The sequence below is a fragment of the Pseudomonas cerasi genome, assembly GCF_900074915.1.
GTDB classification, from domain to species: Bacteria; Pseudomonadota; Gammaproteobacteria; order Pseudomonadales; family Pseudomonadaceae; genus Aquipseudomonas; species Aquipseudomonas cerasi.
The window spans coordinates 5,756,952-5,783,123 of sequence record NZ_LT222319.1 but is presented as its reverse complement, the minus strand read 5'-3'; the positions used below and the strand labels follow the sequence as shown (position 1 = coordinate 5,783,123).

The window sequence follows — 26,172 nt, the reverse complement described above, 5'->3', positions numbered from 1 at the left end:
ACTGCCTGTTTGTTTATAAAGCAGGTGGGTCTGCGCCTGCGCGGCCGGCTCGAGGTGAGCAATGCATTCGATATCTGAATTCGGTAAAAGCCTGCGGACGCCCCGTTTTGTAAAACCCGGTGCACGCACGCCTTATTGGGCCGATGGTATTTGCCTGGCCATCCTGACCCTGTTCATTGGTCTGTTCATCTACGGCCTTGGCCAGATGATGCAGCCGCTCGCGGTGCTGAATTCGAGTCCCATGAGCCTCGACCCGGCGCGCCTGCCCGAATACGCATTGCGCACCACACTGCGTATGTTCATCGCGCTGGCCGCTTCGTTGATCTTCACTTTTGTCGTCGCCACGCTGGCCGCCAAAAGCCGCAAGGCCGAGCAAGTGATCATCCCGGCGCTGGATATTCTTCAGTCGGTGCCGGTGCTGGGTTTTCTGACGTTCACCGTGACCTTCTTCATGGGCCTGTTTCCCGGTCGGCAGATGGGCGTCGAATGCGCAGCGATCTTTGCCATCTTCACCAGCCAGGCCTGGAATCTCGCGTTCAGTTTCTATCAGTCACTGCGCACCGTACCGAGTGACCTTAACGAGGTCAGCCGTCAGTTCGGGCTGTCTGCGGTACTGCGCTTCACTCGCCTGGAACTGCCGTTCGCCATACCGGGGCTGGTGTGGAACATGATGATGTCGATGTCCGGCGGCTGGTTTTTCGTGGTCGCCTGCGAGGCCATTTCGGTCGGCGACACCACGGTCAATCTGCCGGGCATCGGTTCCTGGCTGGCGCTGGCCATCGAGCAGAAAAACCTGGCGGCGATTGCCTGGGCAGTGGGGGCAATGGCGCTGGTGATTCTGGCCTATGACCAATTGCTGTTCAGGCCGATCGTCGCCTGGGCGGACAAATTCCGCTTCGAGCAAACCGCATCGTCGAAGCGTCCGCGCTCGTGGATGTACAGCGTGCTGGGCCGCTCCCGTGTGGCACCGATGCTGGGTTCGATCCTGGTTGCGCCGTGGAAATGCCTGATGCTGATCGACTGGCGCGTGTTCTCCCGGCTGTGGAAAGTGAAGCTCACCCCAGGCGTCGTCCGCGTGCTCGACTACGCGTGGCTGGGCCTGGTCATGGCCGCCTGCTTGGCTGGCAGCGTGTACCTGTTCAGGTTCATCGAAGCCTCTCTTGGCGTCAGCGACATGGTTACTGCCTTTGGTCTGGGCCTGGCGACGATGGTGCGTGTGATCGTACTGATCGTCATTGCGAGCCTGATCTGGGTGCCCGTCGGTATCTGGATCGGCTTGCGTCCGGTCTGGGCCGAACGCTTGCAGCCAATCGCGCAGTTCATGGCGGCCTTCCCGGCCAACGTTCTGTTTCCTTTTGCGGTGATCGCGATTGTCGGCCTGCACCTGAACCCGGATATCTGGCTGTCGCCGTTGATGGTGCTCGGCACCCAGTGGTACATCCTGTTCAACGTGATCGCCGGGGCCAGCGCCTTGCCGACTGACCTGCGCGAAGCGGCGACCATGTTCAACATGCGCGGCTGGCAGTGGTGGCGGCGTGTCGCGCTGCCTGGCGTGTTTCCCTACTACATCACCGGTGCGCTGACCGCGTCGGGTGGTTCGTGGAACGCCAGTATCGTTGCCGAAGCGGTTTCCTGGGGCGATCAGCATCTGGAAGCGGCAGGCCTGGGGTCATACATCGCCAATGCGACCCAGGCAGGTGACTTTCCGCGCGTTGCGCTGGGCATCGTGGTCATGTCGGTCTTCGTGATTGCGTTCAACCGGTTGCTGTGGCGCCCGCTGTACGGGTTCGCCGAGCGACGTCTGAGTCTTGTCTGATCTTGTGTAAGGGGAGGGCGCCATCATGATGGCTGTCGAAACGCGTTGCCTGGTAGATGTTCAGAAAGTCCGACATGTGTACGGCAAAGGCAGCAAAGAGCGCCTGGTGCTGGATGACGTGACCCTGACGCTCAATGAGAACGAAATAGTGGGCCTGCTGGGCCGGTCCGGCTCGGGCAAGTCGACCCTGTTGCGCTCCATCGCCGGGCTGGTGGTGCCTACCGAAGGTGAGGTGAATTTCCCTCGTCGTGTGCAAGGACGGGCAATGTCGGTGGGCATGGTGTTCCAGAGCTTTGCGCTGTTTCCCTGGCTGACGGTGTTGGAAAACGTCGAAGTTGGTCTCGAAGCGCAACGTGTGCCTGCCGCCGTACGCCGCAAGCGCGCACTGGCGGCCATCGATCTGATCGGCCTGGACGGTTTCGAGAGCGCCTACCCCAAAGAGCTGTCCGGAGGCATGCGTCAGCGGGTCGGCATGGCGCGCGCGCTGGTCATCGATCCTGACGTGCTGTTGATGGACGAACCGTTTTCCGCGCTCGACGTGCTCACCGCCGAAACCCTGCGTACTGACTTGCTGGACATGTGGAGCGAGGGGCGCATGCCCATCAAGTCGATCCTGATGGTGACGCATAACATCGCCGAAGCCGTGCTGATGTGCGATCGCATCCTGCTGTTCTCCTCCAATCCTGGCCGGGTGATCAGCGAGATCAAGGTCGATCTGCCCCAGCCGCGCAACCGCCAGGACCCGATCTTTCGGGCGCTGGTGGAAGAGATCTACGTGCTGATGACCCAGGACAACGACGCCGGCGAGATTCGTCAGGGCGTGTTTCCGGGCACCGGGCTGGGAATGGTGTTGCCACAGGTTTCCACCAACGCACTGGCAGGGTTGATCGAGGCGATTCACGCGCCGCCCTACAGCCTCAAAGCCGACCTGCCGGAGCTGGCCGCTGCGCTGCACTACAACGCCGACGAGCTGTTCCCGATTGCCGAGGTGCTGCAACTATTGCGCTTCGCTGAACTGAAGGGCGGCGACATTCGCCTGCTGCCTGCCGCCAATCGCTATGCGCTGGCGGATGTCGACGAGCGCAAGCAACTATTCGCCCAGCATCTGCTGAGCTTTGTGCCGTTGGTGGCGCATATCCGTCGGGTGCTGGATGACCGTCCCACGCACACGGCACCGGTACGGCGCTTTCGTGATCAACTCGAAGACTTCATGTCTGAAAGCGATGCCATGCAGACCCTCAACGCAGTGATTCAATGGGGGCGCTACGCGGAGTTGTTCGCCTATGACGAACTGACCGATCAGTTCAGCCTGGACAACCCGTCCTGAGGTTTGTAGGACATACTCAACAGGCCTTTTGCAACCAGCTGGATGATGCGCATGCGTGAACCGGAATCCTACGGCAAGGCTGCTATGGCGGTGCGGCTGATCGCGTTGCTCATGCTGGCGCTGGTCATTGCAGTTGCCGACACCTTGACCGACCTGGAAATCGCCGTGGGCGTATTCCAGATTGTTGTGGTGCTGCTGGCGGTCAGGTTCCTGCCGTCCACAGGCGTTATCGCGATGGCGTTGCTGTGCATGGTGCTGACCGTGATCAGTTACGAGATGACGACCTCCAGAGGCAGTGAGGCGTCCGGGCTGATCAATTGCATCATCAGCCTGGCGGCCATCGCCATGACCACCTGGCTGGCGCTGCGCATGGCGCTGGCCATCCGCTCGGTACATGAAGCGCGCTCACAGCTGGCGCGGATCGCACGGGTCAATCAACTGGGTGAACTGACGGCGTCCATTGCTCACGAGGTCAATCAGCCGCTGTCGGCCATTGTCACCAGCGGCAATGCCTGCCAGCGCTGGCTGGCCACCGAGCCGGTCAATCTGGAGAAGGCCCGGCAGGCCGTCGACCGCATGATCAGTGACGCGAACCGCGCCGGGGACATCATCGTCCGGGTGCGCGCGCTGGCGAAGCGTTCGTCCACTCACAAGGAGTGGATCAGCGTGGCCGATACCGTCGCCGAGATCGTGGCGCTGGCACACAGCGAGATAGAGGGGCAGGGCGTCGCACTGCTGGTCGACGTTCCGGAGGGCCTGCCGCCGCTGCTGGCTGATCGGGTGCAGATCCAGCAAGTGTTGCTGAACCTGATGCTCAATGGCGTCGATGCGATGAAAAAGCTCGAGGCGGATCAGGCGCAACTGGAGATTCGGGTGGGCTGGCATGACGGCGGTGATATCGAATTTGCGGTCAGCGACAACGGTATCGGCGTGCCACCGGAAAACATCCATCGGTTGTTCGATGCTTTCTACACCACCAAGGAGGAAGGGATGGGGATTGGTCTGGCGATCAGTCGTTCGATCATCGAAGCTCATGGCGGGCGCATCTGGGTCACCCCCAACCCTGCAATCGGTGCTACGTTTCACTTCACCCTGCCCACCGGAAAGATGGAAACCTGATGAGCACAGTTGCCGCCGCATCACAGGCCGAAGAGCCGATCATCTACGTCCTTGATGACGACCTGTCGGTGCGCTCCTCGCTGGAGGATCTGCTGGCCTCGGTCGGGTTGCGCAGCATGCTGTTCGGCTCGACCCGCGAGTTCCTGGACACGCCGCGTCCTGACGCGCCGGGCTGCCTGATTCTGGACATTCGCATGCCTGGAATGAGTGGTCTGGACTTCCAGGAGCATATGGCCAGGTCGGGGATTTCCCTGCCGGTCATTTTCATCACCGGGCATGGCGACATTCCCATGTCCGTGCGGGCCATGAAGGCCGGTGCGGTGGAGTTTCTGACCAAGCCTTTTCGCGATCAGGACTTGCTCGACGCCATTCAGCAGGGGTTGGCGCAGGATCGCAGTCGACGCAAAAGTGCCGCGGTCGAAGCCGAACTGCAGCGCCGCCACGCCAGCCTCAATTCCGGTGAGCAGCAGGTGATGGAGCTGGTGGTCAGCGGCCTGCTCAACAAACAGATTGCAGCCCGGCTGAACGTGAGCGAAATCACCGTCAAGGTCCGCCGTGGCTCGGTGATGCGCAAGATGGAAGCCGATTCCCTGGCCGACCTCGTCAAGTTTGCCGAGCGCCTCAAAGAGCTGCACTGATCACCGGCCCACGCCGAGCCCTCATCGTTTTACACAAGTCCGCTTTTGATTCTGGCTGGCGGCGGTAGGAGTAGGCGCGAAGAGGCCGCTACAGCCTCCAGAAACAGGACATTTGTACTCAGCGGCTGACTAATTCACCAACTGCGGCAGTACGTAGTTGCGCACGACGTACAGCGAACCTTCTGCGCTCAAGTGCCCCGAGTCGATCTGCAGCAGAGAGCGGTTGTCTTCCAGGCGTACCCGGCAGGCATCGGCGATGCACAGTTTGTCGATCAGCGACACGAACTGGATGCCTGCCGATGCGGCCAGTGCGCGGGTTGCCTGATCCACCAGCATGACACTTTGATCCAGAGCCGGATCGCGGATGTACGATTCGCTCAGCCCCCAATGACGGTTGGCGATGACGCTGGGCAACGACGGGTTCCAATGCGGAACCGGGCCGATCAGCACGATTTGCTTCACACCAAGGCCCTTGAGCCGAACCGCGATCTGCGTCCAGTCGGTCTTGTCGTGCCCATCCTTTTGCGCGATGACCACGATGTCCGGACGGAGCCTTTCGATGCCCTGCAGGGCCGTTCTGTTGGAGTAGTCACAGGCCCTGCTGGTCGCAGAGGTACGTCCTTGCTGGTCCCTCAGAGCGGGACGGCAACTGGCCGAGGCGACCTGATAGAAAGGCGTGCTGTGTGTCAGCAAGGTACGCAGGCCAAGCGACAGCGCTTGTGCATGAGAATCGCCCCACAGGAACACGCCACCCACCCCTTGTTTGCGGGTGCAGGCTTCATCGATGCCTGATTGGCCGCGCTGGGTCAGGGCGGAGAAGGCGTCACATTTCAGCCAGTAGGGCTCGTACAGGTTGTGCTGGCGATCAGCGTACTCCTGAATGAAACGCGCCTTGTCCGAAACACTCACCGGGCGCAGGGGAGAAATCACGCCGCCGGTTGCACTCACCAGCGTTCCGCCGACGAACAGCAGAGCGATCAGCGTGCCGAACGTGGCACGTCTGCTGCGCTGATCAGACGACGGCCTGCTGACGGGCTGCTCGATCAGTCGCCATGAGACCAGACCCAGCATCACGGCCACGCCGATGCCCACCAGCACTGCGCGGATCTCGCCCAGTAACCCGGCGTCATTCATCCACACCACCACCGGCCAGTGCCACAGGTACAACGAGTACGAGCGTGTGCCGGCCCATTGGGCGAGCGGGTTACAGGTCAGCAGCGAGTCGTTGCGTGCGGCGACGATCACCGCGAACGCCCCCAGCACCGGCATCAACACCAGATAACTCGGCCACGTGTCCTGCACGGACAGCAGAAAGAAGCCGGCCACGATCAGCGTCAGTCCTAAGTGTTCCAGAACGCGCTGCTGCAGGGCCTTCAATTGCAGCGGGAACAGGCAGGCCACGCCACCTGCGAGCAACTCCCAAGCGCGGGTCGGCAGCAGGTAAAACGCTGCCTCCGGCCATTGCGAGGAGGCAGATACGCACACCACAAAGCCTGTCAGGCTTGCGCCCAGTACCCACCAGCGCAGGTTGTGCAGCGCGACGAAGCGACTGAGCATCAGCAGCGCAATCGGGTACAGCAGGTAGAACTGCCATTCCACCGACAGCGACCAGGTATGCAGCAGCCACTTCTCATGGGCGCTGGCGGTGAAATACCCCGCCTCACGCCAATAGACGAAGTTGGAAACGAACCCCAGGCTGCTCGCCACATGTGTGCCCAGCGCGCTGTAGTCCAGCGGCAGCAGAGCGAACCAGCCGAGCAACAGCAAGGCAAAACACAACACAGCGAGGGCCGGGACGATGCGCTTGGCCCGTGACGTGTAGAACGCCGCCAGCCTGAATCTACCGCTCCTCAAGCCGCGCAGGATGATGCCGGTGATCAGATACCCCGAGATCACGAAAAACACGTCGACACCGGCAAAGCCGCCAGGCAGCCAGTCGGGGTGGAAGTGGAAGAGCAGCACTGCGATCACTGCGATGGCGCGCAGGCCATTGATGTCTTTTCTAAAGTCCATTTGAGAAAGCCATCCGTTGGCTGATCGTGAGGGGGAGGGGCCGGGGATCAGCCGAAGCTTATCGGCAGCCAGCGTTGTGGTGATTGTGCTGGTTGATCAGCGTGCAGCCGACGTCAGCCCGGGCACATGGCCCGTAGAAGATTCTTTGCCGGCCATCACATGACCAATGGCCAGGCCGATGAACAGGTTGGCAACAGCGACCTCGAACATGTCGGTGGTCCAGCTGATCAGGCACCAGCAAAAGCTGATCGCCAGGAGCATATGGCCAATACGGGTCTGATCATCGATCAGGCGGAACAACAGCGGAATCTGCAGCGCATACAGCAGCAGGCCGAGCACGCCCAGCATTGCCCAGAGGTACAGGGCGGAGCTGTCCATGCCGAGAAATACCCCGGCACCGTCCACCGGAAACAACCCCATCGTGCTGCCGACCATGCCGAAGCCTGCGCCGCTGATCATCCAGCCTTCGCGACTCATTGCATCGATCAGGCCGGGCCAGGTGTTGATCAGCCGGTCATACAGCGAGGCCAGAGAGCCGCCGCTGCTGACCGCGTAAGCGTCAGGGCTCACAATCAGGCCCAGTGCCGGCAACAGCAGGCCGATGCCTACCACCACGGTGCACACCGTCCTGCAGGTCCAGCTCATCCGCCGCAATAACAGCAGCACGATGGTCAGCGCGAAGGCCGCGGCTGGCGCTTTGCTGGTGGTTAGCACGATGGCGTAAAGCGCCACCGCACTCAGCAACATCATCATCCGGCGCGAGCGCAGGAACATGATCAGGTACAGCGTGTAGAAGGCGATCATGATCGACAGCACGTTGGACACCCTGGCGAAACCGGCAATGCGGTCCACCTCGTCCGCGCTCCATGAGGTATTGGCGCTCAACTGGGTTTCACCGACGCTGTAGCTGTAGCCCTTCCATGGCACGGAGGTGAGCTTGTCCAGGGCAATCCCCAACAGCGAGGCCAGCAGGCAGAAAGCAATGGCGCGGTACAACAGCTTGCGGCGATGCAGCAGGTGCCGGCCACATACCAGGCCGAACACCAGCGGGCTCAGCGCGAACAGACTGAACGCCAGGTTGTGCGCGCTGGCGCGATGCAGCATGGCCAGCAGCGCGGAAATCAGCCACAGGATCGTGAACGTCCAGAACAACCGCCCGGCTCTGAATGTGCGCAGTTCGAGCGTAAACAGCAGGATGCAGGCGGCCTTGGGCAGATAGAGCAGGGGGCTTATGCCTGCCTGGTCGAAGTAGAAGCGCAAGGCTCCGGAAAAGGTCTCGACCAGAATCAGGCTGATGGCGACCCACACCACCACCGTGGACTTGTCAAAGGACATCAACGACGACCTGGCGTCGACGCCGTTCGCAGTATTCAACGCCATGCTGGCTGCCTTGTGAAATACGTCAGGGGAATTGCGCGGACAAAGCTACCGCCCGACGATCACGGGGACGTGTCGACACAGGGAAGCTTTGGGAGATGGGGGTCTGGAGCGGACGCTCGCAACGGCATGACAACAGGTATATCAGTCGCAGTTGGCGCAACTGTCAATTAATTAGTCGGGATTAATGGTTATGCGCTGCACTTAGTGCCCAGGACAGGACGCGGAGCGTCCAGAACGGCGTGCCCACGCTGGCGCATGGGCACGATGGTGTTCTTGCGGACGCGATCCTGCAGACACCTATCGTTCCTCACGCTCCGCGTGGTAATGCCCTTCGTGACGCTCTGCGTCACCCATCTGCGGATTACGGGTATTTACGTCTGTCCGGTGCAGGCGGGAAGTACTGATATAGCCAGGTCTCGCTCAGCGTACGGTCGCCAGTGCGGATGAACATGCGCATTTCAACCGGCTCGACCGAGTCGCTGTCCGGTACCCAGTCGAAGGTGACGCGGTAGCCCTTGATGTCCGGCAACACGAGGATGTTGAAGTCCTGCACCTTGCCATGAGTGACCGTGACGATGGGCTCGATTCCAGTGCCTTCCGGCAAGCGATCCAGACCGCCGCCGTTGAAGTCCACCGCGAAGCGGCGTGCCCAGGTTTTCGGGTAATGCTCGCCCGGTGCCCAGCCTTCGAGGAAGCCGCCCATGCCTGAACGTGTCGCGTGGACCAGTGCCAGCGGCGTGCTTACCGGCGGCAGCGGGCTCCAGAACAGCTTGTAGCCGTAGTTCATCGAGTCCCCGGCCTTGACCGGCGTCTTCGGTGTCCAGAACACCACGATGTTGTCCATCGTTTCGCCCGTGGTCGGCAGTTCCAGCAGGCTGACCTCGCCTTCGCCCCACGCCGTGATCGGCTCGACCCATAGGCTTGGACGACGGCTGTACCAGACAACGGTGTCCTGATAGCTGGAGAATTCGTGATCGCTCTGTACCAGCCCGAAGCCTTTCGGATCGGTGTCGGAGAACGCGCTGAACTGCGGTTTGGCCGGGTTGTTCAGCGGACGGCAGATCCACTCACCGTTGCCACGCCACATCGACAGGCGATCCGAATCGTGGATTTGCGGGTGGATGGTGTCGCACATGCGGCGTTCGTGAGTGCCGCAGCTGAACATGCTGGTCATCGGCGAAATGCCCAGCTGCTGGATATCGGTACGCGCATTGACGTGCGCGTCGATTTCCATGACCACCTGGCCGGCCTGACAGTCGATGTCGAAGCGATAGGCGCCGGTCGCGCTCGGCGAGTCGAGCAGTGCGTAAACCACGAAGCGTGTCGCGTTCTTGTCCGGCGTTTCAAACCAGAACTTGGTGAAGTCCGGAAATTCTTCCTGACGTTTGGCGTAACTGTCGATAGCCAGGCCGCGGGCCGAGAGGCCGTATTGCTTGTTGCTGTCCACGGCGCGGAAGTAGCTGGCGCCGAGGAACGAAACGACGTCATTGATGGCGATTTCAGGCGCCTTGAACAGTTTGAAACCGGCAAAGCCCAGGTCGCCCTTGACCAGGTTCTTGTCGATGCCACTGTTCTCGTAGTTGAACAGGTCATGGCGGAAATGCACTTCGCGCGCCTGCTTGCTCTGCGGATCGACGCTGTACATGCGCACGGGCGTCTTGAAGCCCATGCCGACGTGGAAGAAATGCACGTCGAGCTGGCCGTGGACGTCTTTCCACAGCGAGTGATTCGGGTCGTAGCGGATGGCATTGAATTGCTGCGGCGTCATGTTCGCAAGTACCGGTGGCAGCACCTGCTTGTTGCTCACATACCCTTTGCTCGCAAGCTTCTTGGCATGCGCCTGCAACTCAGCAAAATCGAAGTGTTCGATCTCGCCATCGGCTGCGGCGGCCAGTGCCCGCGCAGCAAAAAGCCCTGAGGCCGATACGCTGCCGTAGGCGGCTAACGCCATGGACGCTTTCAGGAGATTTCTGCGATTCATAAAGGTGAAGCCTCTGAGTAATTCTGTGCGTCCTGCACAAAAAATGGCGCGCCAACGACTCCTTGCCGAACGCAAACTACCCACAACAGATAACAAAGACGAGATACGGTTCGGAAATCGGCCAAAAAAAAACGCCGATCATGGCTAATGAATCCGGCGTGTTGGCGGCTATAACGTTGATTTTTGCGTCGCTGCAGACTAATCGATTAAGCGCATCGCCGCTTGGCGCAAGGCTTCCAGACGATCGGGGCAAGAAACGCTGATCAACTCGACGTCTTCGACCGACACGAAAACTTTTTTCGCCAGGCAATATTCAGCAATCATTTTGCTGGCGCGCGGGCTCGCTCTCTGCCCGACTTCAGGTCGATTCGCCCGCTGGGCAACACCGCTATCTCACATCCGTTCAGCTAATAGTCCTGACGAAAGTTTCATTCCGCGTGTTATATCGTAACGCTATGATTCACTGGCATTCAGATGCCAATGCAGGGCTCTCCAAAGGGCGATAAATCAGCGGGTGCCGGGGTAGTGATGCGGGTTGATTTGGATGAGCACGAAGGCCTTGAAGGCCTGCCACGTTTTCAAATGGCGGTGCAACAGGTTCGGCGTCTGGGACGATTGATGTATGTGACCGGTGGAGCAGGGGCGTTCGGGCTGCTGCTGGCGTTGTCCATCGATCTGTTTTCCCCCGGCTCTTTGTGGATGGCCGTGTTGTGCAACGCCTCGGCGGCGTTGTTTCTGCTCACGGCGGGCTTGCAGTCGGCGCGGCATGTCGCGCTGTGGCGGGCTCGCGCGTTGCGTTCGCCGGACGCAGACACCCTCGACGAAAACCTGTCTGCTGGCGACGAGAGCGGCTGGTACGAGCGCCTGCTTGAACGGCTGAGTGACTCCGGCAAATCGCTGGTCAGGCACGTGGGCAGCTCGACCCTGTGGCTTGCCGGTTGGGCGGTGCTGGCGTTGATCGTCGTTCGTGCCTTCTGGAACCTGGCGCTGTCCGGCGTCGACCTCTCCACGGCCGGTAGCCTGGCCGGCAGCGTCATGCTGTTGTTGGCATTCGGGCTGCTGGTCATCGAGCGACAACTGAGCAGCGAGTCCGACAGTCAGTCGCCGGAGGCCGGTGCGCTGGCGCAACTGGTGCGCATGACGCTGATCGTCCTGCTGGTCGGCGCGCTGTGCCTGTTTTTCTCCAGTGCAGAACGTGTCTGGCCTGCGCGGCTGGCGGTATTGATCGGCCTGCTGCCGTTTGGCGTGGCGCTGGAGTTTCTGCTGCGCGCTGTGCTGTCGGTGTTCAGCCCGCGCAACCCACGCAGCGAACCGCGCCTGCTGGCCGCCAGTTTCATCGCCGACCTGTTGCGCTGGCCGCCGCGTCCGCTGCTCGCCTTGCAGCACGAACTGCACAACCGCTTTGGCATCGATCTGCGCCAGATCTGGGCCTTTACCTACATGCGTCGCGCCTTTTTGCCGGTGCTGACGGTGGTCGCAGCGCTGGGCTGGGTGCTGAGCGGCGTGCATGAAATTCCCATGCAGGGGCGGGGCATTTATGAACGCTTCGGCAAGCCGGTCGACGTGTCCGGGCCCGGTCTGCACGTGGGTTTGCCCTGGCCGTTCGGGCGTGTGCTGGCCGTTGAAAACGGCGTGGTTCATGAACTGGCGACCAGCGTTTCTGCTGCCGACACGGCCGAGCAAACGCTGGACCCGGCCGAAGGCCCGCCACCGGGTAGCGCCAACCGTCTGTGGGATGCCAGCCATATCAACGAAAAATCCCAGGTCATTGCCAGCAGTGCAGGCGACAAGCAGAGCTTTCAGATCGTCAATATGGACGTGCGGTTCGTCTACCGTATCGGCCTGACAGATGCCGCAGCCATGGCGTCGACCTATAACAGCGCTGACATCCCAGCCTTGATTCGCAGCACGGCCAGCCGGGTGCTGGTGCATGACTTTGCTTCGCGCACGCTGGATGAACTGCTCGGCGAACAGCGCAGCGAGCTGGCCGATGACATCGGCAAGGCCGTGCAGGCCGACTTGCAGCGGCTGGACAGCGGCGTCGAATTGCTCGCCACGGTGGTTGAAGCCATCCACCCGCCTGCCGGTGCGGCCAACGCCTATCATGCTGTGCAGGCTGCGCAGATTGGTGCACAGGCGCTGATCTCTCGCGAACGCGGCGCGGCCAGCGACAGGGCCAATCAGGCGCAGCTCAATGCCAGCGTGGCGCGTGATCAGGCCAGTGCCGTCGCCCGCGAGATTCTGGCCGGCGCACAGGGTGCAGACCTGCGCTTCAGTGCCGAACGTCAGGCCTATGCCAAGGCAGGCCAGGCGTTTTTGCTGGAGCAATACCTGGCCCAACTGACCGAGGGCCTGGGCAATGCGAAGTTGCTGATACTCGACCACCGTCTGGGCGGCGACAGTGCGCCGACCATCGACCTGCGTACCTTCACCCCACCGGCAGACCCAACGGCGCCGCGTAAAGCCGTTCAGTAAGGAGTCGTCCCTTGAGTCTGTTCCATCATCATCACGATCACGCCGACCACGATAGCCATGACAGTCACGGCCATGGCGGCCATGGTCATCACCACCATCATCATGGCGCGAGCGGCCCGGCAGCGTTCCCCTGGCGGCGGGCAAGCCTGGCTGCGGTGCTGATCGCGTTTGTGATTGCAGCAGCGAGCCTGGTGCAGGTGCGTTCGGGCGAGGCGACCGTCGTCACACGCTTCGGCAACCCGTCCCGCGTCCTGCTTGAGCCGGGCCTCAACTGGCGCTGGCCGGCACCGTTCGAGGCGACCATCCCGGTGGATCTGCGCTTGCGAACCACTTCCAGCGGTCTGCAGGACGTCGGTACCCGCGATGGCTTGCGCATCATCGTTCAGGCCTACGTGGCGTGGAAGGTGCAGGGCGACGCCGACAACGTGCAGCGCTTCATGCGCGCGGTACAGAACCAGCCCGACGAGGCGGCGCGGCAGATCCGTACCTTTGTCGGCTCGGCGCTGGAAACCACCGCGAGCAGTTTCGACCTTTCCAGCCTGGTGAATACCGACGCCAGCAAGGTGAATATCACTGCCTTCGAAAATCAGCTGCGCCAGCAGATCGATCAGCAACTGCTGGCGACTTACGGGGTGCGTGTCCTGCAGGTCGGCGTGGAGCGACTGACCCTGCCTTCGGTAACGCTCAACGCTACCGTGGACCGCATGCGCGCCGAGCGCGAGACCATCGCCACCGAGCGAACCGCCGTGGGCAAGCGTGAGGCGGCGCAGATTCGTTCGGCCGCCGAGCGCGATGCACGGATTGTCGAAGCCGATGCCACGGTCAAGGCGGCCGATATCGAAGCACAGTCGCGGGTTGAAGCCGCGCAGATCTATGGCCGTGCCTATGCGGGCTCGCCGCAGCTCTACAACCTGCTGCGCTCGCTGGATACGCTGGGCACTATCGTGACGCCCGGCACCCGCCTGATACTGCGCACCGACGCGGCGCCGTTCCGCGTGCTGGTGGACGGCCCGCCGACGCTGGATGGCAAGAGCGGAACGCAGCCATGAGCCAGCCGGTCGACGAAGCCGTGGCGCAGCGCCCGCCGGTAAACAGCCCTTGGTTGCAGGCGAGCCGTCTGGCGTTTCTGGGGCTGTATGGCGTGACATTGCTCGCCGCGCTTGCCTGGGCGACGTCCAACATACGCCAGATCGATCCACAGAACCGCGCGGTGGTCATGCACTTCGGCGCGATCGAGCGGGTTCAGAACGCAGGGCTGCTGATCGCCTGGCCGCAGCCGTTCGAACAGGTGGTGCTGCTGCCTTCGGCTGATCGGGTGATAGAGCGGCGCGTGGAAACCCTGCTGCGTTCGCCTGCCGCGTTGAAAGCCGATGAAGTCGCGACCCTGTCGGCACCCATGAGCGATGCACTGGCAGGCTCCGGTTTTCTGCTGACTGGCGATGCCGGTGTGGTGCAACTGGACGTCACGGTGTTTTACAAAGTGACTGACCCCACTGCCTTCGTGTTGCAGGGCGAGCATGTATTGCCCGCGCTGGACCGGCTGGTCAATCGCAGCGCTGTGGCGCTGACGGCGGCGCGGGATCTGGACACCATTCTGGTTGCCCGTCCCGAGCTGATCGGTGCTGACAGCCAGGCCGCCGAACGCCGTGAGCGGCTGCGTGGCGATCTGGTGCGCGGCATCAATCAGCGTCTGGCCGAGCTCAAGGCGACCGGCATGGGCATCGGTGTCGAGGTCGCTCGGGTGGATGTGCAGTCGAGCTTGCCGACCTCGGCAGTCAACGCTTTCAATGCTGTGCTGACGGCCAGTCAGCAGGCCGATCAGGCCGTGGCCAACGCGCGCACGGAGGCCGAAAAGCTGACCCAGACCGCCAATCAACAGGCCGACCGAACCCTGCAAGTGGCGCATGCACAGGCGTCCGAGCGTCTGGCCAAGGCGCAGTCGGCTACCGCAACCGTTGTCAGCCTGACCCAATCAGCCGAAACCCGCAGCGATCCCGGCCTGATGCAACGTCTCTACCGTGAACGCGTACCGGTCATTCTGCATCAGGCGGGTTCGGTGACCACGGTCGATCCCAAAGACGATTCCCGCCTGATCATTCAGGGAGCACCACAATGAGTGGCGAAGCCGTTCACACCCACGACGCTGGTCAACCGCAGGCGCCTGGCAGTCTGCTGAGCAGCGCAGAGCAGCGCAGTGCCGCCCGGCAACTGACCCTCGCGATGCTGGCCTTGGGCTTGCTGGGATTGGGACTGGTCTGGCGGTTTTTCGCCCCGGAGCAGGCAGGTGTCAGCCAGTTGCTGTTGGGCGCTGCGTCACTGTTGGTGGCGATACCGGTGATCAGCGCCGGCTGGCACAGCCTGCGGCATCCGAGCCTGCACGGCATCACCGATCAGTTGATCGCACTGGCGATGCTCGGTGCCTGGGCCACCGGTGACCTGATGACCGCCGCGTTGCTGCCGATCATCATGATCTTAGGTCATGTGTTGGAAGAGCGCAGTGTGATCGGCTCGCAGGAGGCCATCGAAGCGCTGGGACGCCTGACTCGCAGCCAGGCGCGTTTGCTCGGCGCCGACGGCAGCGTGCGCGAGGTCGACAACGCGACGCTCAAAGCCGGCGATCAGGTGGAAGTGCGGGCGGGCGACCGCGTTCCGGCGGACGGTCGGGTGCTGTCCGGGCAAGCCAGTCTGGATACGTCGTCGATCACTGGCGAATCGGTCCCGCTGGAAGCCAGTGTCGGGGTCGAGGTGTTCGGTGGCGCCATCAACCTCGACGGCCTGCTGCGCATCGAAGTGACCCGCATCGGCGATCAGTCGACGCTGGGCAAGGTCATCGCGCTGATGCAGAGCGCAGAGCGTTCCAAGCCGCCTATCACGCGTCTGCTGGAGCGCTACGCAGGCAGTTACATGGTGCTGGTCTTGCTGATCGCGGCGCTCACCTGGTTTATCACTCAGGATGCCCAGGCGATGCTGGCAGTGCTGGTCGCAGCCTGTCCCTGTGCGCTGGTGCTTTCGGCCCCGGCCACCGCCATCGCAGGTATTGCGGTCGCGGCGCGGCACGGGATTCTGATCCGCAGTTCGGCGTTTCTTGAAGAACTGGCTGACCTCAACTCACTGGTTGTGGACAAGACCGGCACCCTGACCTACGGCCGTCTGCGTCTGCAGTCCGTGCAGGCTGACGGTTCGCAGCATCCACAATTGCTGGAGCTGGCTGCGAGCCTCGGGTCTGCCAGCAGTCACCCGGTGAGTCGGGCCTTGGCCGGGCTGGTGGATAATGCCCGACTGCTGCCGCTGACCGACACCCGTGAGCGCCAGGGCCTGGGTGTGGTGGCCTCGACCGGGCAGGGCGATGCAGCACTGGGCCGCCCGGAGTTGTTCGCACAGATGGGCATCGTCACGCCTGCTGTCCCTGCACATGACGGCCCGCTGGCCGGTCTGTCGCTGGACGGGGTTTTTCTGGCCTGGCTGCTGCTGGCCGACAGTGTCAAACCCGAAGCTCAGGCGGCGCTGCTGGAATTGCGCGGCCTGGGCCTGGGCCGACAATTGCTGTTGACCGGTGACCGGCAGAGCGTGGCCGACAATCTGGCGCACGATATCGGCATCGCTGACGTTCAGGCGCAGGCGCTGCCTGAAGACAAACTCAACCGCGTCATGGGCGAGATCTCCAGTGGTTTCCGGCCAATGGTGGTCGGCGACGGGGTCAACGATTCGCTGGCCCTGAAGGCGGGCGTGGTCGGCGTGGCGATGGGCGCGGGTGGGGCGGATATCGCGTTGGCATCCGCCGACATCGTGCTGATCGGCAGCGATCTGCGCCGCCTGGGCACCTGTGTGCGACTCAGTCGCCAGTGCCGTCACACCTTGCAGGTCAACGTCATCATTGGGTTGGGCTGGACGCTGGCCATCGTGGCTCTGGCCGCCTTTGGTCTGCTTGGCGCTGCGGGCGCGATGGTCGCAGCTATCCTGCACAATCTAAGCACCCTATTGGTATTGGGCAACGCCGGACGTTTGCTGCGCTTTCAGGAGCCATTGCTCAAGCTCGAAGACGTGAGTGTGCAGCATCAGGTCTCACGCCTGCACTGATGATCAGTGCGTCAAACGGCTTGAGCTTTGACTAATTCTGTTACAGATTAAGCGCTGTGTTTCATTGTGTGATCCAAATTCAGGCTGACTCTCGGCTCGAATCAGAGGGCACAGGGCTGTTCCCCCGCAGTTGATTCATAGCAGTTTTGCCGTCGCCAATGCCTTTTCGGGCCCTTTTGCGGGGCCTTTGCTGGATTACTCTTTTTTGAGTTTCTGGATAAGGGGGTGATTTTGAAATGCTTGCACAACTTCCAACGACCTTGCAGAACCTTCATCTGCCGTTGCGGCTCAGGCTCTGGGACGGTCATCAGATGGACCTCGGGCCTGCGCCCAGCGTCACGATAGTCGTCAAGGACCCGCAACTGGTCTCCGACTTCAGTCACCCCAGTCTGGGCCTGCTAGGCAGCGCGTTTGTGGAGGGGCGGCTGGAACTGGAGGGCTCCATCAGCGAAGTGGTCCGGGTCTGCGATGAACTGACCCACGCGCTGGTGGATGATGACGACAGCGCTGGCAATCCGATCCGGGTCGAGCATGACAAGGACACTGACGCGGCCTCGATTGCCTATCACTACGATGTCTCCAACGACTTCTACCAGCTCTGGCTCGACAGGGAGATGGTCTACTCCTGCGCGTATTTCAAGACCGGGGACGAATCGCTGGAGCAGGCGCAGCAGGATAAATTCCACCACCTGTGCCGCAAGTTGCGGCTCAAGCGCGGTGAATACCTGTTGGACGTCGGCTGCGGCTGGGGGGGGCTGGCGCGTTTTGCGGCTCGCGAATACGGCGTGAAGGTCTTTGGCATCACGCTGAGCCAGCAACAATTGGCACTGGCCCGCGAACGCGTGCAAGCCGAAGGTCTGCAGGACAAGGTCGACCTGCAATTGCTCGACTACCGCGACCTGCCGCAGGATGCGCGCTTCGACAAAGTGGTCAGTGTCGGCATGTTCGAGCACGTCGGGCACGCCAACCTACCGTTGTACGCGCAACGCCTGTTCGGCGCGGTGAAGGAGGGCGGCCTGGTGATGAATCACGGCATCACCGCGCGGCACACCGACGGTCGTCCTGTGGGGCGTGGTGCCGGCGAGTTCATTGACCGCTATGTTTTCCCCAATGGCGAGCTGCCGCACATGGCCATGATCAGCGCCCATATCAGCGAAGCCGGGCTTGAAGTGGTCGACGTGGAAAGCCTGCGCCCGCACTACGCGAAAACCCTGGAGCACTGGAGCGCACGACTGGAATCCCGGCTCGACGAAGCCGCGCGAATCGTACCCGAACAGACCCTGCGGATCTGGCGGCTATACCTCGCAGGCTGCGCCTATGGATTCACCAAGGGCTGGATCAACCTGCACCAGATACTCGCCGTGAAACCCTTCGCCGACGGCAACACCGGACTGCCACTGACGCGCGAGGATATTTATGGGTGAAGTCCCGCTCGTCTCTTCAAGACAGGCAGCGTAGTGCACAGAGGTCTCACAGAATCGGTGAAATCAGCCGCGCCACGCGCATACCCAGTTGATGCAGACGCCGTGTTTCGTGGCTTTCCTGCACGGAGATTTCACGTGCGAGGTTGAAGTCGGCGGTGAGCATGGATTCCACCTGGCTGGAGAAGTCGCTCTCGACCGTGAGCAGCATCAATTCGAAGTTGAGGCGGAACGAGCGGTTGTCGAGGTTCGCGCTGCCGATGGCGGTGATCTCGTTGTCGACCAGGACGACCTTCTGATGCAGAAAGCCCGGCTCGTAGCGGAACACTCGGACCCCGGCACGTACGGCGTCGAAGGCGTACAGACTTGAAGCGGCGTAGACCACGTAATGGTCGGGGCGCGACGGCAGCAGCAGGCGCACGTCCACGCCGCGCAACACTGCCAGGGTCAGCGCAGCGGTCACGGCTTCGTCAGGGATGAAGTAGGGGCTGGTGATCCACACGCGCTCTTCGGCTGCGTGGATGGCTTCAACGAAGAACAGCGAGCAGGTTTCCTGCGCGTCAGCCGGGCCGCTGGTCAACAGTTGGCAAAGCACACCGTCTTCGGGAAACTCATCAGGCAGGCTTAACGGAGGCAGTTCGCGGGTGGCCCAGAACCAGTCCTCGGCGAACGACTCCTGCAAGCAGGCGACCACCGGGCCGATGACTTGCACATGGGTGTCGCGCCATGGAGCCAGCGGCGGCTTCAGGCCCATGTACTCATCACCCACATTGTGACCGCCCATATAACCTTTCAGGCCATCGACAACGACGATCTTGCGGTGGTTGCGGAAGTTGATCTGAAAGCGATTGAGCCAGCCGCCGCGTGTGGCGAAGGCTTTTATCTGCACGCCACCGTCGCGTAGCTTATCGATATAACTGCCTGGCAAGGCGTGGCTGCCGATGCGGTCGTACAGTACAAAGATCGCCACACCTTCGGCCGCTTTCTCCAGCAGCAGCGCTTGCAGCTCGCGCCCGAGTTTGTCGTCATGAATGATGAAGAACTGAATCAGGATGGTCTTCTTCGCTTCTCGGATAGCCTGAAAAATGGCTCCGAAGGTTTCCTCGCCATTGATCAGCAACTTGACCTTGTTGTTGGCCAGCGCCGGCATGTTGCCCAGCTTGGGCATTGCACGCAGCGCCGCATAGGCATCTGACCGACGCGCAGCCACGGCTTCTTCCATCCACGGCCGCCAGTTGAGGCTGCCGATCGCGATCCGCATTTCCTGGTTGGCCTGGCGACGCGCCTTGATGTACGCGTCGAATGAGCTTCGGCCAAACACCAGGTAAGGCAGCAGGGTGAAATAGGGAATGAACAGCAGCGGCATCGCCCAGGCAATCGCGCCTTGGGAGGTGCGCACAGTCAGCAACGCATGGATGGCGGCGCCTGTACCGAGTAAATGAATGAAACCCAGGACATAACCGAAAAAGTACGGGTCGTGATAATCCATGTGGAACAATGCTCCTCGCCTTTGCTGCCTAACAGACCACAGCTGAACAGGAATGTCGCTATTTAATTCCGGGTGCAACTGGGCGACATGTGTGCCGTCTAAGGTTTATCTTTTGGCTGGATTATTCCAGTCTCGTTTTCATCCGCAGTGCCCGATCAGGAATCTTGAAATGAACAAACGCATGTTGGCTTGGATGTTTTGTCTGGCGGCTCCTATGGCTCAGGCGCAGATGCTGCAACCGGGTTTGTGGGAGCTGACGTCCAGCAATATGAAAGTGGACGGACAACAGCTGCCGGACATGCAGTTGATGCTGGGACAGTTGCAGAATCTGCCGCCCGAGCAGCGTGCGATGATGGAACAGATGATGAAGAAGCAGGGCGTCACCCTTGGCGGCAAAGGCGTGAGGGCCTGCCTGACTCAGGCGCAGGTGCAGTCGGACGACATTCCGCTGACTGACCCGGCATCCGGATGCACGCAAAAGATTACTGCGCGCAACGGCAAGACCTGGAACTTCCAGTTCAGCTGCCCGAAAGCCAAGGGCACCGGACAGGCGCAGTTCCTGAGTGATCGCGAGTTCACCACCAACGTGGTGGGCACGTTCAATGCCACCGGGCAGCAACAGAACGGCAGCATGGACACCCGCGCGGTTTGGCTCGGGCCGCAATGTGGCAACGTCGCCCCGCGTACCTGATCAAATTCATAGAGTTATGTTCCACGTGGAACACGCTGCGCAGAGGTGATGATTTTTTGTCACCTCTGATGGTGTGGCAGGTAACTTAATCTTCATGAAGGGCCTCATCTTTCGTCCGTAACTGCATGTTATATTGTTACTAATGATGTGGATGAACCCTTCGTGAGCCGGGATGCTCAATTTGCTCTTTGAGACGTTCCATGCACCGACGCCAAGTGTTGCTCAACATGCTGCTTGCCAGCGCGGCCCTGACGTTGCCGTTGGGTGCCTATGCCACGCAAATTCGTAACGCCCGCCTTTGGCGTACCAACGACAAGCTGCGACTGGTCCTCGACCTGAGCGGCCCGGTGCAATACAAGACTTTCACCCTGACAGCCCCCGACCGCCTGATCATCGACGTCAGCGGTTCGCGGCTGACCGGCGACTTCAGTCAGTTGGCGCTGGACCGCACCGTTATAAAATCGATTCGCTCCGGGCATTACGGCCAGGGTGACGACACACGTATCGTGCTGGACCTCACCGCACCGGTACAGCTCAACAGTTTCCTGCTCGGCCCGGAAGGCGGGCAGGGGCATCGGCTGGTCCTGGACATGAGTTCCACGGTCCATGCGCCGGTGCAGATGGCTGAGCTGCCGCCGCCGGTGCCTGTGCCAATCCCGACCAGCAAGGCGCACACCGGACGCGACATCATGGTGGTGGTCGATGCCGGTCATGGCGGCAAGGATCCTGGCGCTGTTGGTTCGCGGGGTGAACGCGAAAAAGATGTGGTGCTGTCCATCGCTCAGTTGCTGGCCAGACGTTTGAAGCGCGAGAAAGGCTTCGACGTACGCCTGGTGCGCAACGATGACTTTTTCGTACCGCTGCGCAAGCGCGTCGAGTTCGCGCACAAGTCCAACGCCGACATGTTCATCTCCGTGCACGCCGATGCTGCGCCTCGTCTGACGGCATCGGGTGCGTCGGTGTTTGCCCTTTCCGAAGGCGGGGCAACGTCGGCAACGGCGCGCTTCATGGCTCAGCGGGAAAACGGCGCGGACCTGCTGGGTGCCACGTCGCTGCTCAATCTGAAGGACAAGGACCCGATGCTCGCCGGGGTGATTCTCGACATGTCGATGAACGCCACTATTGCAGCCAGTCTGCAATTGGGCCACACCGTTCTGGGCAGTCTCGAAGGTATCACCACGCTGCATCAGAAACGCGTTGAACAGGCCGGTTTCGCCGTTCTCAAATCACCCGATGTGCCGTCGATTCTGGTCGAGACCGGCTTCATCTCCAACAGCCGCGACAGCCAGCGCCTGGTCACTGCGCGTCATCAACAAGCCGTTGCCGATGGCCTGTTCGATGGCCTGCAGCGCTATTTTCAGCGTAACCCGCCAGTGGACTCGCACATGGCCTGGCTGCAGGCGCAGAAGCAGGAACTGCCGGTCTGATCGGCTCACCTGCAGCCATTCAAGCGGCTGCAGGTGATCTTGCTGCGCGTGCCGCTTGAGCTGGATACCCGAGTGATGGTCGTCCAGCCCACACGCTGCACAGTGCCTGCCCAAGCCTCGCCATCAGAAGCCAACCCGGTAAAAAACGTCAATTGACCATAGCGGCTGTTGGTCTGCGCCCAGCGGCGCTTGTCGCGCACTTCGTATCCCTTCAACCAGGTCGTCGATCCGGCAGTGGCCACGCTGTAGCTATTGCCCTGCGCATCGCTGCACGCCAATACCGTCGCGCTACGCGTACAGGTGGCGAGGTCGGCGGAGGGGCTTGGAGGTGCAGCCATCACATGCGCGCTGATCAGCATCGCCATCAAACCTGTTGAAACCCGTCTCATGAAGATCCCTTCACCAAGGCCATAGCTATTTTTGGTTGTTATACTATAACATCCGGATGTGATTAGAGCTGGCTGCCTGAGGGATTCGTCGCAGTCGATATGAACAAGGTTCAAGCCTTGCAGCTGCCTGGAGAGTCCTGATGGCAAATCTTCTACCCGTTACCGTTTTGTCCGGTTTTCTCGGGGCCGGTAAAAGCACTTTACTCAATTATGTGCTGCGCAACCGTGAAAACCTGCGGGTTGCGGTGATCGTCAATGACATGAGCGAGATCAACATCGACGGCAGCGAAGTTCAGCGTGATGTCAGCCTGAACCGTGCCGAAGAAAAGCTGATCGAGATGAGCAATGGCTGCATCTGCTGCACCCTGCGCGAGGACCTGCTCGAAGAGGTCAGCCGTCTGGCTCAGGACGGTCGTTTTGATTACTTATTGATCGAATCCACAGGAATCTCCGAGCCGTTGCCCGTGGCTGAAACCTTCACCTTCCGCGACGAGGCCGGCAAAAGCCTGATGGACCTGGCGCGCCTGGACACCATGGTCACCGTAGTCGACGGCGTAAACTTCCTGCTCGATTACGAGGCGGCAGACGGCTTGTCCACACGCGGTGAAACCCTGGGTGAAGACGATGATCGCTCGATCACCGACCTGCTGATCGAGCAGATCGAGTTTGCCGACGTCATCCTGATCAGCAAGATCGACCTGATCAGCTCCAGTGAGCGTGAAGAGCTGATGGCGATCCTCAAGCACCTCAATCCGGAGGCCGAGATCGTACCGATGGTGATGGGCCAGGTGCCGTTGGCGACGATTCTCAACACCGGTCGTTTTGACTTCCAGCGCGCTTCCCAGGCTCCGGGCTGGCTCAAGGAAATGCGTGGCGAACACACGCCGGAAACCGAAGAGTACGGCATAGCATCAACGGCCTATCGCGCCCGCCGACCGTTCCATCCGGAGCGCTTTTTCGATTTCATCAATCGTCCCTGGGGCAACGGCAAGCTGCTGCGCTCCAAAGGCTTCTTCTGGCTGGCCAGCAAATACAAGGACGCAGGCAGTTGGTCGCAGGCAGGCGGCTTGATGCGCCATGGCTTTGCCGGACGCTGGTGGCGTTTCGTGAACCGAGACAGCTGGCCCGAGGACAAGGAAAGCGTCAAATCCATTCTGGAGAACTGGTCGACTGAAACCGGCGACTGTCGGCAGGAACTGGTGTTCATCGGCCAGAACATCGATTTTGTGCAGCTGACCGCCGAGCTGGATAACTGCCTGCTCACTGATGCGGAGATGGAGGCGGGTGTCGAGCGTTGGCGTACGCTGGCCGATCCGTTTGGCGATTGGTACGAAGAGGTGGCTGCCTGATGCTGGCTTATCGTTTTAAACCTGAAACCGCAGTCCGCCAGGCGCACGGTGATACGCCCGACGTGTTGAGCGAGATTCTGCAGGACGGCGTCAACCTTGCGCTCTGGCAGCGTCAATTGCCTGCGCACATAGAGGACTTCGGCGCCTTGCTACTGTCGATGAACGAGCCTCTGGCCGAGTCCATGACCCTGGAAGTGCGGGGCGGCGAGGTCGAGCCTGACTTGAGCGCGCTGGCATCGGGCTACTCCGACCTGCTGGGCTATCAGGGGTTCGTTGCCGACGTTTCCTGGCTGGTCAGCGCCTATGCCTGTCTGCTGGGTGCCGAGTGCGTTGGCCTGCGTTTGCGGGTGCTCGACAAGGCCATGTGCCCGCGCTTCCATGTCGATCATGTGCCGGTACGTCTTATCACCACTTATGGCGGGGTTGGCAGTCAATGGCTGCATGAAGGGGTGATGGACCGTAAACAACTGGGGTGTCTGGACGCCGAGCCGACGGATGCTGCCCGTATCCAGCAGATCAACAGCGGTGAAGTGGCGCTGCTCAAGGGCGAACGCTGGCACGGCAATGAAGGTTTTGGCCTGATCCATCGCTCGCCGCAACTGCTGCGCAACGAGCGCAGGTTGATTCTGACGCTGGACTGGCTGGCTTGAAGATCAGTCAGGAGTTATCCACTGCCCCTTGCTCTGGCCTTCGCAGAAAGGCTTGAGGTATAGCGCGTCACCGGCGACGCCGTAATAGTGGATATGCTCGCGATACGGCATATTGGCAACCTGCGCATTGCGGCAGACACCGAAGGGGCCTGCCGGGCACTGTTGCGAGTAAGTGGTCTCGGTCTTCTGCCCGGCTAGTTGCGGCTGGCAGAAGCTGTCGTGAAACAGGTTTGCCGGGATGTTGATATTTTCCTGGCAGACCTTCACGTCGAGCCTTTCGGCCTGGCTGTGGACCAGACACGCTTCGGCCCACGCCGAACCGGAAGACACTGTCAGCAACATCAACACCAGGCGGGCAGGCAGCCGCATTACTTGCATCGTTATCCTTCCTTGCTCTTCAATGAACCACGCATTCGCCAAAAGTGATCTCATGCTGCAAAACATACCGACGCATGTCATCGGTGGCCCGCTGGGCGCCGGCAAGACCAGCCTGATCAAGCGCCTGCTGGCGCAGAAGCCTGCCCATGAGCGCTGGGCCATATTGATCAACGAATTCGGGCAGATCGGCCTGGACGCCGCCCTGCTGACCACGGATGCCGATGGTATCGCACTTGGCGAAGTGGCTGGCGGCTGCCTGTGTTGCGTCAATGGCGTGCCGTTCCAGATCGGCCTGGGGCGTTTATTGCGCAAGGCGCGGCCTGATCGTTTATTGATCGAGCCTTCAGGGCTGGGCCATCCCGCGCAACTGATGACGCAATTGCGCGAAGCGCCGTGGCGCGGCGTCCTGGATGTGCAGCCCGGCGTGGTGGTGCTGGACGCCCGGGCAATGCTCGCCGGACAGCCGTTGCCGAGTACTCAGCAGGAAGCGCTGGCACATGCCGGGCTGGTGGTCATGAACAAGTCCGAGCAACTGGATGATGTCTCTCGCCAGGCATTGGCCGAACAGTTGCTGCCACACGCCTTGATCTGGACCCGACATGGGGAGCTGCTCCTGAACCGTGTGCCGGGGTTTGCCAGCGGTACTGCTGTGGATAAACAGGCTGTGGATAAGCTGATGCTGCCCAACGGCGTCGGCCACTTGCCCGCGCTATGGACCGACCCGAAGGTGCCGATCTGTCTGAGTCAGGTCAGTGCCGACGGCTGGAGCATCGGCTGGCGCTGGCATCCCTCGCAGCGCTTCGATCTGCAGCGCATCCTGCACTGGCTGGAAAGCCTTGATTGGCGGCGGGCGAAGATGGTTATCCACAGCGAGGGCGGCTGGTATTCCGGCAACGTGGTTGATGGGGCTCCGCTGGCCTGGCAAGTCAGCGAATGGCGTCAGGACTCACGCCTCGAGTTGATCTTTGCCACCGCTCAGGATGTGGATAAGTTGCAGGCGCAGATGGCGGGATGCCTGGCGTGACGGCTGCCAGTTAATAGCTGAAGGCAGGACGAAGAGCGTCCGGAACGGCATGCCAACGCAGAGCATTGGCACGATAGTCAAAGCGCACTTGTGTAAGGATGAGCGCTGAATCGCGGCAGCGAGCGTCGTGCTCGGCTACTGCTTCCATTTCTGATGCGATTGACGCCATTCGCTCATCTGAATAACTTCAGCGCTGGGCGGTGGTGTTTTGATTTCAAACGGGTAGGGTGCCAGTTCGATTTGCGCAGTGTGCGCGCCGAACAGGGTGATCGTGCCAGGGTGACGTTGCTCGCCGGTCACCGTGAACTCGAAGCCATACACGCGGGCCAGGCGTTTGCGGCCTTGAGCGTCGCGCGCGAAGGTCAGTCGGCGCAGGGCAACCGCGTCGTCCAGCAGTTGCAGCTCAAGGCGTTCGCAGTGCTGCTTGACGCGTGCCAGCGCTTTTTCGCGCAGACCATGGGCGTGCCACCACCAGGCCGCGGCGCTCGCGAACAGCATCAGCACGAAGATGTTTCCCAGGGTCAGCAT

The 26,172-nt window shown here is 61.3% G+C and carries 21 protein-coding genes; 14 read left to right on the top strand and 7 right to left on the bottom strand.

Features of this window, described 5'->3' with window-relative positions; translation table 11 throughout:
- The first annotated feature begins 61 nt into the window (after nt 1-61).
- From PCPL58_RS28110 to PCPL58_RS28095, 4 genes are read left to right on the top strand one after another with little or no spacing between them, the layout of a single operon-like run.
- Nucleotides 62-1,816: an ABC transporter permease gene (locus PCPL58_RS28110; protein WP_065350953.1), complete on the top strand. Its 1,755-nt coding sequence runs from the start codon at nt 62-64 to the stop codon at nt 1,814-1,816.
- 22 nt (nt 1,817-1,838) lie between these two features.
- Entirely contained in the window at nt 1,839-3,143 is a 1,305-nt protein-coding gene (locus PCPL58_RS28105) for an ABC transporter ATP-binding protein (RefSeq protein WP_173926096.1), read from the top strand.
- A 51-nt stretch (nt 3,144-3,194) separates the two neighbouring features.
- Nucleotides 3,195-4,262, top strand: coding sequence for a sensor histidine kinase (locus PCPL58_RS28100; protein WP_003432777.1), 1,068 nt, complete (start codon nt 3,195-3,197; stop codon nt 4,260-4,262).
- Entirely contained in the window at nt 4,262-4,900 is a 639-nt protein-coding gene (locus tag PCPL58_RS28095) for a response regulator transcription factor (RefSeq protein WP_058398177.1), read from the top strand. The genes PCPL58_RS28100 and PCPL58_RS28095 overlap by 1 nt, the downstream gene beginning before the upstream one ends.
- Nucleotides 4,901-5,029: 129 nt before the next feature.
- On the opposite strand, the gene PCPL58_RS28090 is transcribed toward PCPL58_RS28095, so the two are convergent.
- The 3 genes from PCPL58_RS28090 to PCPL58_RS28080 all read right to left on the bottom strand — a co-directional run bounded on the left by PCPL58_RS28090 (nt 5,030) and on the right by PCPL58_RS28080 (nt 10,274).
- The gene (locus PCPL58_RS28090) at nt 5,030-6,913 is read right to left on the bottom strand and encodes an acyltransferase family protein (RefSeq protein WP_065350951.1); all 1,884 of its coding nucleotides are present in this window, start codon (nt 6,911-6,913) and stop codon (nt 5,030-5,032) included.
- A gap of 96 nt (nt 6,914-7,009) precedes the next feature.
- Nucleotides 7,010-8,293 carry a hypothetical protein gene (locus PCPL58_RS28085; RefSeq protein ID WP_065350950.1) on the bottom strand — a complete coding sequence of 428 codons (1,284 nt, stop codon included), beginning with the start codon at nt 8,291-8,293 and terminating at the stop codon, nt 7,010-7,012.
- A gap of 361 nt (nt 8,294-8,654) precedes the next feature.
- Nucleotides 8,655-10,274 carry a glucan biosynthesis protein D gene (locus tag PCPL58_RS28080; RefSeq protein WP_065350949.1) on the bottom strand — a complete coding sequence of 540 codons (1,620 nt, stop codon included), beginning with the start codon at nt 10,272-10,274 and terminating at the stop codon, nt 8,655-8,657.
- 528 nt (nt 10,275-10,802) lie between these two features.
- Between PCPL58_RS28080 and hflK (PCPL58_RS28075) the strand changes: the two genes are divergently transcribed.
- The 5 genes from hflK (PCPL58_RS28075) (at nt 10,803) to cfaB (ending at nt 18,250) form a co-directional block, all read left to right on the top strand.
- Nucleotides 10,803-12,749 (top strand): protease modulator HflK, encoded by a 1,947-nt coding sequence (gene hflK / locus PCPL58_RS28075; RefSeq protein WP_065350948.1) that lies wholly within the window; start codon nt 10,803-10,805, stop codon nt 12,747-12,749.
- Nucleotides 12,750-12,760: 11 nt separating this feature from the next.
- Nucleotides 12,761-13,798: a protease modulator HflC gene (gene hflC, locus PCPL58_RS28070; protein ID WP_065350947.1), complete on the top strand. Its 1,038-nt coding sequence runs from the start codon at nt 12,761-12,763 to the stop codon at nt 13,796-13,798.
- On the top strand, nt 13,795-14,865 hold the full coding sequence (gene hflK, locus PCPL58_RS28065; RefSeq protein WP_003367903.1) for a protease modulator HflK: 1,071 nt from the start codon (nt 13,795-13,797) through the stop codon (nt 14,863-14,865). Before hflC ends, hflK (PCPL58_RS28065) begins: the two co-directional genes overlap by 4 nt.
- Nucleotides 14,862-16,826 carry a heavy metal translocating P-type ATPase gene (locus PCPL58_RS28060; protein ID WP_065350946.1) on the top strand — a complete coding sequence of 655 codons (1,965 nt, stop codon included), beginning with the start codon at nt 14,862-14,864 and terminating at the stop codon, nt 16,824-16,826. The genes hflK (PCPL58_RS28065) and PCPL58_RS28060 overlap by 4 nt, the downstream gene beginning before the upstream one ends.
- Nucleotides 16,827-17,062: 236 nt before the next feature.
- On the top strand, nt 17,063-18,250 hold the full coding sequence (gene cfaB / locus PCPL58_RS28055; RefSeq protein WP_065350945.1) for a C17 cyclopropane fatty acid synthase CfaB: 1,188 nt from the start codon (nt 17,063-17,065) through the stop codon (nt 18,248-18,250).
- 46 nt (nt 18,251-18,296) lie between these two features.
- Here the strand turns inward: cfaB and cls are convergent, their stop codons facing one another.
- Nucleotides 18,297-19,736 (bottom strand): cardiolipin synthase, encoded by a 1,440-nt coding sequence (gene cls / locus PCPL58_RS28050; RefSeq protein WP_065350944.1) that lies wholly within the window; start codon nt 19,734-19,736, stop codon nt 18,297-18,299.
- Nucleotides 19,737-19,905: 169 nt separating this feature from the next.
- On the opposite strand from cls, the gene PCPL58_RS28045 reads away from it, so the two are divergent.
- On the top strand, nt 19,906-20,427 hold the full coding sequence (locus PCPL58_RS28045; RefSeq protein ID WP_003367913.1) for a DUF3617 domain-containing protein: 522 nt from the start codon (nt 19,906-19,908) through the stop codon (nt 20,425-20,427).
- Nucleotides 20,428-20,627: 200 nt separating this feature from the next.
- Nucleotides 20,628-21,854, top strand: a complete 1,227-nt coding sequence (locus PCPL58_RS28040) for an N-acetylmuramoyl-L-alanine amidase (protein ID WP_054082259.1) — start codon at nt 20,628-20,630, stop codon at nt 21,852-21,854.
- A 5-nt stretch (nt 21,855-21,859) separates the two neighbouring features.
- Here the strand turns inward: PCPL58_RS28040 and PCPL58_RS28035 are convergent, their stop codons facing one another.
- Nucleotides 21,860-22,243, bottom strand: a complete 384-nt coding sequence (locus tag PCPL58_RS28035; RefSeq protein ID WP_032609357.1) for a hypothetical protein — start codon at nt 22,241-22,243, stop codon at nt 21,860-21,862.
- Between the two features lie 140 nt (nt 22,244-22,383).
- Here PCPL58_RS28035 and zigA point away from each other — a divergent pair, with 140 nt between their 5' ends.
- Both zigA and PCPL58_RS28025 read left to right on the top strand, forming a co-directional pair.
- Nucleotides 22,384-23,592: a zinc metallochaperone GTPase ZigA gene (zigA, locus tag PCPL58_RS28030; RefSeq protein ID WP_065350943.1), complete on the top strand. Its 1,209-nt coding sequence runs from the start codon at nt 22,384-22,386 to the stop codon at nt 23,590-23,592.
- On the top strand, nt 23,592-24,242 hold the full coding sequence (locus PCPL58_RS28025; protein WP_058416441.1) for a DUF1826 domain-containing protein: 651 nt from the start codon (nt 23,592-23,594) through the stop codon (nt 24,240-24,242). Before zigA ends, PCPL58_RS28025 begins: the two co-directional genes overlap by 1 nt.
- A gap of 3 nt (nt 24,243-24,245) precedes the next feature.
- Here PCPL58_RS28025 and PCPL58_RS28020 read toward each other — a convergent pair whose 3' ends face one another.
- Nucleotides 24,246-24,620: an NADH:ubiquinone oxidoreductase gene (locus tag PCPL58_RS28020; RefSeq protein WP_065350942.1), complete on the bottom strand. Its 375-nt coding sequence runs from the start codon at nt 24,618-24,620 to the stop codon at nt 24,246-24,248.
- 52 nt (nt 24,621-24,672) lie between these two features.
- Here PCPL58_RS28020 and PCPL58_RS28015 point away from each other — a divergent pair, with 52 nt between their 5' ends.
- Complete coding sequence (locus PCPL58_RS28015) at nt 24,673-25,644, top strand: CobW family GTP-binding protein (protein ID WP_065351124.1); 972 nt, start codon at nt 24,673-24,675, stop codon at nt 25,642-25,644.
- Between the two features lie 135 nt (nt 25,645-25,779).
- Here the strand turns inward: PCPL58_RS28015 and PCPL58_RS28010 are convergent, their stop codons facing one another.
- A complete protein-coding gene (locus PCPL58_RS28010) occupies nt 25,780-26,172 on the bottom strand; it encodes a DUF3301 domain-containing protein (RefSeq protein ID WP_003367929.1) in 393 nt (130 codons plus the stop codon).

Bases quoted from the DNA above. Each gene is read 5' to 3' on its own strand.
- PCPL58_RS28110 (WP_065350953.1), top strand. From the start codon at position 62: ATGCATTCGATATCTGAATTCGGTAAAAGCCTGCGGACGCCCCGTTTT.
- PCPL58_RS28100 (WP_003432777.1), top strand. From the start codon at position 3,195: ATGCGTGAACCGGAATCCTACGGCAAGGCTGCTATGGCGGTGCGGCTG.
- PCPL58_RS28095 (WP_058398177.1), top strand. From the start codon at position 4,262: ATGAGCACAGTTGCCGCCGCATCACAGGCCGAAGAGCCGATCATCTAC.
- PCPL58_RS28090 (WP_065350951.1), bottom strand. From the start codon at position 6,913: ATGGACTTTAGAAAAGACATCAATGGCCTGCGCGCCATCGCAGTGATC.
- PCPL58_RS28085 (WP_065350950.1), bottom strand. From the start codon at position 8,293: ATGGCGTTGAATACTGCGAACGGCGTCGACGCCAGGTCGTCGTTGATG.
- PCPL58_RS28080 (WP_065350949.1), bottom strand. From the start codon at position 10,274: ATGAATCGCAGAAATCTCCTGAAAGCGTCCATGGCGTTAGCCGCCTAC.
- hflK (WP_065350948.1), top strand. From the start codon at position 10,803: ATGCGGGTTGATTTGGATGAGCACGAAGGCCTTGAAGGCCTGCCACGT.
- hflK (WP_003367903.1), top strand. From the start codon at position 13,795: ATGAGCCAGCCGGTCGACGAAGCCGTGGCGCAGCGCCCGCCGGTAAAC.
- PCPL58_RS28060 (WP_065350946.1), top strand. From the start codon at position 14,862: ATGAGTGGCGAAGCCGTTCACACCCACGACGCTGGTCAACCGCAGGCG.
- cfaB (WP_065350945.1), top strand. From the start codon at position 17,063: ATGCTTGCACAACTTCCAACGACCTTGCAGAACCTTCATCTGCCGTTG.
- cls (WP_065350944.1), bottom strand. From the start codon at position 19,736: ATGGATTATCACGACCCGTACTTTTTCGGTTATGTCCTGGGTTTCATT.
- PCPL58_RS28045 (WP_003367913.1), top strand. From the start codon at position 19,906: ATGAACAAACGCATGTTGGCTTGGATGTTTTGTCTGGCGGCTCCTATG.
- PCPL58_RS28040 (WP_054082259.1), top strand. From the start codon at position 20,628: ATGCACCGACGCCAAGTGTTGCTCAACATGCTGCTTGCCAGCGCGGCC.
- PCPL58_RS28035 (WP_032609357.1), bottom strand. From the start codon at position 22,243: ATGAGACGGGTTTCAACAGGTTTGATGGCGATGCTGATCAGCGCGCAT.
- zigA (WP_065350943.1), top strand. From the start codon at position 22,384: ATGGCAAATCTTCTACCCGTTACCGTTTTGTCCGGTTTTCTCGGGGCC.
- PCPL58_RS28025 (WP_058416441.1), top strand. From the start codon at position 23,592: ATGCTGGCTTATCGTTTTAAACCTGAAACCGCAGTCCGCCAGGCGCAC.
- PCPL58_RS28020 (WP_065350942.1), bottom strand. From the start codon at position 24,620: ATGCAAGTAATGCGGCTGCCTGCCCGCCTGGTGTTGATGTTGCTGACA.
- PCPL58_RS28015 (WP_065351124.1), top strand. From the start codon at position 24,673: ATGCTGCAAAACATACCGACGCATGTCATCGGTGGCCCGCTGGGCGCC.
- PCPL58_RS28010 (WP_003367929.1), bottom strand. From the start codon at position 26,172: ATGCTGACCCTGGGAAACATCTTCGTGCTGATGCTGTTCGCGAGCGCC.